The organism is Nonomuraea zeae, from assembly GCF_005889725.1.
GTDB lineage: Bacteria > Actinomycetota > Actinomycetes > Streptosporangiales > Streptosporangiaceae > Nonomuraea > Nonomuraea zeae.
In genome coordinates, this window is the sequence record NZ_VCKX01000437.1 from 1 (window position 1) to 7,639 (window position 7,639).

7 protein-coding genes are annotated in these 7,639 nt (G+C 71.5%); 5 read left to right on the plus strand and 2 right to left on the minus strand.

Going from position 1 to position 7,639, the window contains the following annotated elements; all coding sequences use genetic code 11:
* From ETD85_RS57980 to ETD85_RS57995, 4 genes are all read left to right on the plus strand, one after another.
* Nucleotides 1-1,024, plus strand: a 1,024-nt coding sequence (locus ETD85_RS57980; RefSeq protein ID WP_138698360.1) for an ABC transporter permease, incomplete at its 5' end; no start/stop codon positions are given.
* A gap of 26 nt (nucleotides 1,025-1,050) precedes the next feature.
* The gene (locus ETD85_RS57985) at nucleotides 1,051-1,611 is read left to right on the plus strand and encodes a hypothetical protein (protein WP_206059548.1); all 561 of its coding nucleotides are present in this window, start codon (nucleotides 1,051-1,053) and stop codon (nucleotides 1,609-1,611) included.
* Nucleotides 1,608-2,300, plus strand: a complete 693-nt coding sequence (locus tag ETD85_RS57990) for a response regulator transcription factor (protein ID WP_138698362.1) — start codon at nucleotides 1,608-1,610, stop codon at nucleotides 2,298-2,300. Before ETD85_RS57985 ends, ETD85_RS57990 begins: the two co-directional genes overlap by 4 nt.
* Nucleotides 2,297-3,850 (plus strand): sensor histidine kinase, encoded by a 1,554-nt coding sequence (locus tag ETD85_RS57995; RefSeq protein ID WP_138698363.1) that lies wholly within the window; start codon nucleotides 2,297-2,299, stop codon nucleotides 3,848-3,850. The genes ETD85_RS57990 and ETD85_RS57995 overlap by 4 nt, the downstream gene beginning before the upstream one ends.
* 98 nt (nucleotides 3,851-3,948) lie before the next feature.
* Here the strand turns inward: ETD85_RS57995 and ETD85_RS58000 are convergent, their stop codons facing one another.
* Nucleotides 3,949-5,325: an FG-GAP-like repeat-containing protein gene (locus ETD85_RS58000; RefSeq protein WP_138698364.1), complete on the minus strand. Its 1,377-nt coding sequence runs from the start codon at nucleotides 5,323-5,325 to the stop codon at nucleotides 3,949-3,951.
* Nucleotides 5,326-5,445: 120 nt separating this feature from the next.
* Between ETD85_RS58000 and ETD85_RS58005 the strand changes: the two genes are divergently transcribed.
* Nucleotides 5,446-6,675 carry a cytochrome P450 gene (locus tag ETD85_RS58005; RefSeq protein WP_138698365.1) on the plus strand — a complete coding sequence of 410 codons (1,230 nt, stop codon included), beginning with the start codon at nucleotides 5,446-5,448 and terminating at the stop codon, nucleotides 6,673-6,675.
* 13 nt (nucleotides 6,676-6,688) lie between these two features.
* On the opposite strand, the gene ETD85_RS58010 is transcribed toward ETD85_RS58005, so the two are convergent.
* A partial coding sequence (locus tag ETD85_RS58010; protein WP_138698366.1) for an MFS transporter occupies nucleotides 6,689-7,639 on the minus strand: 951 nt, incomplete at its 5' end.

Below are 7,639 nucleotides of genomic sequence, written 5' to 3' on the forward strand. Positions count from 1 at the left end.
AGATGGGTATAAGAGACAGGGCAACACCGGCCCGCGCACGCAGGCCAGGCAGCTCAGCCTGGCCGACGCCAAGGCGCTGACCGACAAGAGCCTCGCGCCGTCGGTCAAGACGGTCTCGCCCGTGGTGAACGCCTCGTCCTCGACCGCTGCCTTCGGAGCGGCCAGCCACGCCATCGCCCAGTTCGTCGGCACGTACCCCAGCTACTTCGAGGCCACCAACAAGCCGGTCGTCAAGGGCACCTACTTCTTCAACGACGACGTGCTGGCCGCCAGGAAGGTCGTGGTGCTCGGCCAGACCGTGGTGGAGGAGCTGTTCGGGACCGTCGACCCGATCGGCAAGCAGGTCAGCGTGTCCGGCGTGCCGTTCACGGTCGTCGGCGTGCTGAAGGAGGCCGGGTCCACCGGCATGCAGGACGCCGACGACGTGGCCATCGCGCCGCTGCCCGCCGTACAGCAGAGTCTGAGCGGATTCGGCTCGCTCGGCTCGATCGTGGTGCAGGCGTCGGGGGCGGAGCGCACGACAGCGGCGCAGGCCGAGGTCACGGCCATCCTCAACCAGCGGCACGGCATCACAGGCGACAACCCGGACTACCGCATACTCAACCAGGCCACCCTGCAGGAGACCGTGAGCGAGGCGACCGGCACCTTCACCGTGCTGCTCGGCGCGGTCGCCGCGATCTCGCTGCTGGTGGGCGGCATCGGCATCACGAACATCATGCTGGTGACCGTCACCGAGCGCACGCGGGAGATCGGCATCCGCAAGGCCATCGGCGCGCCCAGGAGCGCGATCCTGGGCCAGTTCCTGATGGAGGCCACCTTGCTCAGCCTGGTCGGAGGGCTGTCGGGGGTGCTGGTGGCGTTCGCGGGGACCAGGTTCACCATCGCCGGCATCGAGCCGGTCCTCGTGCCGTCGTCGGTCGCGCTGGCGCTGGGCGTGTCGGTGGGGATCGGGCTGTTCTTCGGCAGTTATCCCGCCAACAGGGCGGCCAAGCTCAGGCCGATCCAGGCCTTGCGCCACGAATGACCCGCGCCACGAACAAGGAGAATCGCATGGACCAGCTGGACTCCTCTCCGTACCCCGACGACCTGCGGGAAGAGCTCGCCGTACAGCCCAAGCGGGGCCCGTCGAAGCTGACGCTGGCGCTGGCCGCCGGCGTCGTCCTCGTGGCCGGCGTCCTCATCGGCATCCAGGCGGGCAAGCTGTTCGGCACGCCGCAGGCGCAGGCGGGGGCGCAGCAGCGCCCCATGGGCGGCGGGTACGGCCAGCAGCAGGGCGGCCTGCCCCCCGGTTACGGGCAGCGCGGCCAGCAGCCGGGCGGCGGGCAGCAGCCCGGCGGCGGCGGCCAGCGGATGGGCGGCGGAGGCGGCACGGTCGGCACCGTGGAGAAGGTGGAGGGCGGCAAGGTCTACGTGAAGACCATGGACGGCTCCACCGTCACGGTGACCACCACCGACCAGACGACCGTCCAGATTTCCAAGCCGGGTAAGGTGGCCGACCTGGAGACCGGCACCTCTGTGGTCGTTCGCGGCCAGCAGGGCGGCGACGGCTCGGTGACCGCGGCGTCGATCACCCAGGGCGGGCAGGGATTCCAGGGAGGAGGCCCGAGATGAGCGAACCCGAGGCCAGGCTGCTGGTGGTCGACGACGAGCCCAACATCAGGGAGTTGTTCTCGGCCAGCCTGCGCATGGCCGGGTTCGAGGTGCTGACCGCCGCCGACGGCAAGGAGGCGCTGCGGGTGGCCGAGGAGAGCACGCCCGACCTGGTGATGCTCGACGTCATGCTGCCCGACCTCGACGGTCTGGCGGTCGCGGGGAGGCTGCGGTCCCGGGGCCGCCGGGTCCCGGTGCTGTTCGTGACGGCCAAGGACACGCCGGAGGACCGGATCGCCGGGCTGGGGCTCGGCGAGGACTACGTGACCAAGCCGTTCAGCCTGGAGGAGGTCATCGCCCGGATCCGGGCCGTGCTGCGCAGGACCCGCAGAGGAACGCCGCCGCCGAACCGGCTGCAGGTCGCCGACCTGGAGCTGGACGAGGAGACCCACGAGGTCTGGCGCGACGGCATCCCGATCCGGCTCTCGCCCACGGAGTTCAGGCTGCTGCAGTACTTCATGCTGAACGTGGGCCGGGTGCTGTCGAAGACGCAGATCCTCGACCACGTCTGGAACGGCGACTGGCGCACCGACGTCGGTCTGGTGGAGTCGTACGTGTCCTACCTGCGGCGCAAGGTGGACATCGGCGAGCGCAAATACCTGCACACGCTGCGCGGAGTCGGCTACATCCTCCGCCCGCCACGCGTATGAGCCCAAAGGCAGGGGGCGCCCAGGAGAAACCGCGGAAGGGCGCCGCGATCAGGAGGTGGCTCGCGCTGCGCAAGCAGCTCGCGCGCACCCCGCTCTGGCTGCGGCTGGTGTCGGCCACCCTCCTCCTGGTCACCCTCGCCATCACGCTGACCGGCCTGTTCGCCGTGCGGCTGCTGCGCGGCTATCTCGTCGAACGCGTGGACCAGCAGCTCCGCGCGGCCAGCCGGCCCGTCCGCGACGTGCCGCCGCCTCCCGACCTGCGCCAGGAGGCGCGCCCGCAGCGCTTCTTCGGCCTGTTCCACTCGGTGCTGCTGGACTCGGGCGGCGTCGCGATCAGGACGCTCAGCGAGTCGACCGAGGAGCACACCCCCGCCCTGCCCCGGCTGACCGGCGCCGACGTCATCGCGCGCAAGGGACGGCCCTTCACCGTGGACTCCCGCGTCGCGGGCGGCCCGAGCTGGCGGGTCGTCGCCGTCCCCGGCCGGCTGGGGGAGAGCCGGGTGTTCGCCATCAGCATGGGCGACGTGGACGACACCGTCTCCCAGCTCGCCCTCATCGTGGCGGTCGGCGGCGGCGGCACGCTCGTCGTGCTCGGATTCGCCTGCTACTGGCTGGTACGCCGGAGCATGCGCCCGCTCGGCGAGATCGCGCGTACGGCCAAGGACATCGCGGGCGGCGACCTGTCGCGCCGCGTGCCGCTGTGGGCCGGGACCACCGAGGTCGGCAAGCTCGGCCGCTCGCTCAACACCATGCTCGCCCAGATCGAGTCGGCCGCGCGCGAGCGCGAGGAGGCGGCCGAGTCGGCCCGCGCGTCCGCCACCGCCGCCAGGCGCTCCGAGGAGCTGATGCGCCGGTTCATGGCCGACGCCTCGCACGAGCTGCGCACGCCGCTGACGTCGATCAGGGGGTTCGCGGAGCTGTACCGGCTGGGGGAGGAGAAGGACCTGACCGAGGCCGTGCGCCTGCTCAGCCGCATCGAGGGGCAGGCGGCCCGGATGGGGCTGCTGGTGGAGGACATGCTCCTGCTGGCCAGGCTCGACCAGCGGCGCGAGCTGGCCCGGCGGTCGGTGGACCTGCTGAGCCTGGCGGCCACGACGGTGATCGACGCCCAGACCCTGGCGCCCGACCGGCGGATCGAGCTGGTCCGGCTGTTCAGGAAGGAGGGCGACGTGATGGTGACGGGGGACGAGTCGCGGCTCGGGCAGGTGCTCAACAACCTCGTGACGAACGCGCTCACCCACACCCCGCCGGGCACGCCCTTCCAGGTGCGGGTGGGCGTGGACGGGGACCAGGCCGTGGTGGAGGTGGCCGACGAGGGGCCCGGGTTCACCGAAGAGGTGGCTGAGCGGGTGTTCGAGCGGTTCTACCGGGCCGATCCCGCGCGCAGCGTGGGAGGGTCCGGGCTGGGGTTGTCGATCGCGGCGACGCTGGTGGAGGCGCACGGCGGCATCGTCGTGGCGGAGGGCCGGCCGGGCAAGGGGGCACTGTTCCGGGTGATCCTGCCCGTGGACGGGGCCGGCGCGGCCGGATCAGCGGATGCTCAGCCGTAGGGGCCGGCGTCCGATGATGGGCCGGCGGGAGGTCGGGTCAGCGGATGCTCAGCCGTAGGGGCAGGCGTCCGATGACGGGCCGGCGGGAGGCCGGGTGGTCAGCCGAAGGCGTAGCCGTACAGGCCGGTGCCCTTGCTGAGGCGGCGCATCTTGCCCAGCCGCAGGCCCGGCTTGCGCGCGCCGGGCGCGTACAGGACCAGGCCCTGGTCGGGGGCGGCGACCACCAGCCCGTACAGCGGCGGCCGCCCGGCCAGCGAGCGGTAGCGGCCGATCTGCGGGAGCGCGGCCAGTGAGGCGCCGAAGTCCCGGCCCTCGCCCTTGACCAGCAGGTTCCCGGCCCGCGTGAGCCCGCCGGACGCGCGTCCCACGAGCACCTGGACCGCCTTCTCGCCGGGCACGCCGACGGCCAGCTCATCGTGGCCGTCGCCGTTGAAGTCCCCGGCCGCCAGTGACGCCCCGAACCGGTCGTAGTAGCGCGGCACGCCCTCAAGCGTGTTCTGCGACCAGGCCTCGCTCCCGTGCGTGCTGAGGCCGCTCCGGGAGCCGTACAGGACGTCCACGGTGCCGTCGCCGTAGTCCATGGCCCGCTGGTTCGCGCTGAGCCCTTCGCCGGGGACGCCGATGGCCAGGTCGGCCCGGCGGTCGCCGTTGAAGTCGCCGGTGGCCAGCGCCGCGCCGAATCCGTCCCACTTCTCCGCGGCGCCCTTGATCCCCGGCGTGCTCTGCGTGAGCAGCCGCGCCCGCCGCCCGCGCACGTCGACCACGGTGACCGAGCCCTGCCCGTCCAGCTTGACGCTGTCGGCGGGCGCGCCGACGACCAGCTCGTCGCGGCCGTCGCCGTCGAAGTCGCCGGTGGCCAGCGCCGCGCCCCACTGGTCGGTCACGCTCGCCGCCTGCCGCACCCAGGGCGTCTTCTGCGTGATCTGGTATGGCTTGCGGCCCTTCATCCAGTACACCGTGACCGCACCGCCGGAGCGGTGGCTGGGCGCGCCGACGGCGAGCTCGTCCCTGCCGTCGCCGTCGAAGTCCCCGGCCGCCAGCGACGCCCCGAACCGGTCGCTCGACGGGCTGGCCAGCGCGAGCTCCTTGCCCGCGACCAGCCCGCCGGGGGAGCCGTGGTAGAGCTGGACGACCCCGTTGCCGTCGGCGCCGGGCACCCGCTCCCCGGCGAACTCCTCCGACACGCCCACCGCCAGGTCGGCGCAGCGGTCCCCGTCGAAGTCGCCCACGGCCAGCGCGGACCCGAAGGAGTCGCCCGGCTCGGCCCCTTCCTGGGAGAGCTTCACTTTCTTCCCGGACCCGTACATCACGGTCACCGAGCCGGCCCTGGAGCCGTCGTAGGGCGCGGCCACGGCGAGGTCGGGCCGGGCGTCGCCGTCGAAGTCGAGGGGGTGCCCGCCGCACGCGTGAGCCGCGGCGGGGGCCGTACCGGAAGCGAGGGGAAGAATCAGGCAGGCGGCGAGCAGCGCATTCATACCGGAAGTAATGTCCATACAGCTCGAACCGTGCCTGAACGGCGCGAGAACGGCCCTGGAGGGCAGGATGCACATCGCCTGCCGGGCACCGGTGAGCCGGGAACGTGCCAGGATAGATGGGTGGACATCGATCTCGCGGATCTGGATTTCTGGCGCAAATCCCTTAAAGAGCGGAATGAGGCGTTCGCCCGGCTCCGGCAGCAGGAACTGCCGGTCTTCTTCCCCGAGAAGAAAGTGCCGTTCCTCCGCTCGGGCAAGGGCTTCTACGCCCTCGTACGCCACGCGGACGTGGTCGAGGCCAGCCGCAACGCCAAGATCTTCTCCAGCGAGCCCGCCGTGACCAACCCGGAGCCGCCCGGCTGGGTGAAGCAGGTGTTCGGCGAGTCGATGGTCAACATGGACGACCCGCGCCACGCCCGCCTGCGCCGGATCGTCACCCGCTCGTTCAGCCCGAAGATGCTGGCCAATCTCCAGAGCGACATCGAGGCCGCCTGCGCGCGCATCGTGGACGGCGTCGTGGCGGAGGGCCCGAGGGACTTCGTCTCCCAGGTGGCCGCCAAGCTCCCCATCCACGTCATCTGCGACATGCTCGACATCCCGCAGGAGCTGCGCGCCAAGGTCCACCAGCACGTCGACATCTCCACCGCCTACACCGGCGTGCGCCCCAGCCTGGCGCGCAGCGTGCAGATGGCCGGCCAGAACATGCTGGCCCTGATGGCGCTCCAGCGCATGGTCATCAAGCTCGGCCACGAGCGCGTCGCCGACCCGAAGGGCGACCTGGTCTCCCTGCTGGTCAACGCCAACCCGGACGGGGAGAAGCTCACCGACCGCGAGCTGGGCTCGTTCTTCGCGCTGCTGCTGGTCGCGGGCAACGAGACCGCGCGCAACACGATGGCCCACGGCATCAAGCTGCTCACCGAGAACCCGGCGCAGCGCGAGCTGCTGACGAGTGACTTCGACCGGCACATCAACGGGGCCATCGAGGAGATGGTCCGTTACGTGTCGCCCATCATGCAGTTCCGGCGCACGGTCACCGAGGACTTCTCGCTGCGCGGCCTGGAGCTGAAGAAGGGCGACAAGGTGGTGCTGTTCTACGGCTCGGCCAACCGCGACGAGTCGGTCTTCCCGAACGCCGACACCTTCGACATCACCCGTGACACCAAGCCGCACGTCGGCTTCGGCGGCCCCGGGCCGCACTTCTGCCTCGGCGCGAACCTGGCCAGGCAGGAGATGCGCACGATGTTCCGCGAGCTGCTGACCAGGCTGCCCGGCGTCCGCTCGGTCGGCGAGCCCGAGCTGCTCCTGTCGAACTTCGACAACAGCGTCCGCAGCCAGGCGTTCACCTTCTAGGCGGCCGCCCGGCCTAGTCGTCGTCGCCGGTGTCCAGCACGTTCGTCCTGATGGTCACGAACGTGATCAGCGCCGCGACCACCATCATCCCCGCGCTGATCAGCATCGCCATCCGGAACCCGGCGTCGAACACCGGCGGGTTCTTGAACGCGTCGCCCACCAGGCCGACCAGCGGCGGCACGGCGGCCACCGCGAGCAGGCTGCCCGTGCGGGCGACGGCGTTGTTGATGCCGCTGGCCGTGCCCGCGTACCGCTCCTCGGCCGTGGCCAGCACGGTCGCGGTCAGCGGCGCGACCGCGCCCGACAGCCCGAGCCCGAAGACGGTGACCGCCGGGAGCACCTGGAACGGGTAGGAGGAGTGGAAGCCGATCGTGCTCATCCACAGGAATCCGGCGCCCGCCACCAGGATCCCGATCGTCATCGGCCAGCGCGGCCCGACCCGCTTGGCCAGCTCCCCGGCTCTGGCCGACAGCAGCATCATCAGGATCGTCGTCGGCAGCATCGCCAGCCCGGCCACGATGGGGGAGAAGCCGGACACCACCTGGAGCTGCACCACGAGCAGGAAGAACACCACGCCCATGGCGGCGTACATGATCAGCGTCACGACGTTCACCGCCGAGAAGACGTGGTTGCGGAAGAGCCCGACCGGCACCAGCGCGTCGGGTGACCGGCGGATCTCGGTGATCACGAACGCCGTCCCCAGCGCCAGCCCCGCGACCAGCGGGATCGACACCCCCTTCTGGATCAGCCCGTAGGTGATCCCGGCCAGGGCCAGCGCCGCCAGCACCGCGCCGAGCACGTCGAAGCGCCCGGTGGCCTGCGGGTCCTTGCTCTCCGGCACGTGCCGCACGGTGACGAACACGATGAGCACCGCGAACGGCAGGTTGATCAGGAACGCCCACCGCCAGCCGGCCGTCTGCACCATCCACCCGCCCAGCAGGGGCCCGATGGCGCTGGCCACCCC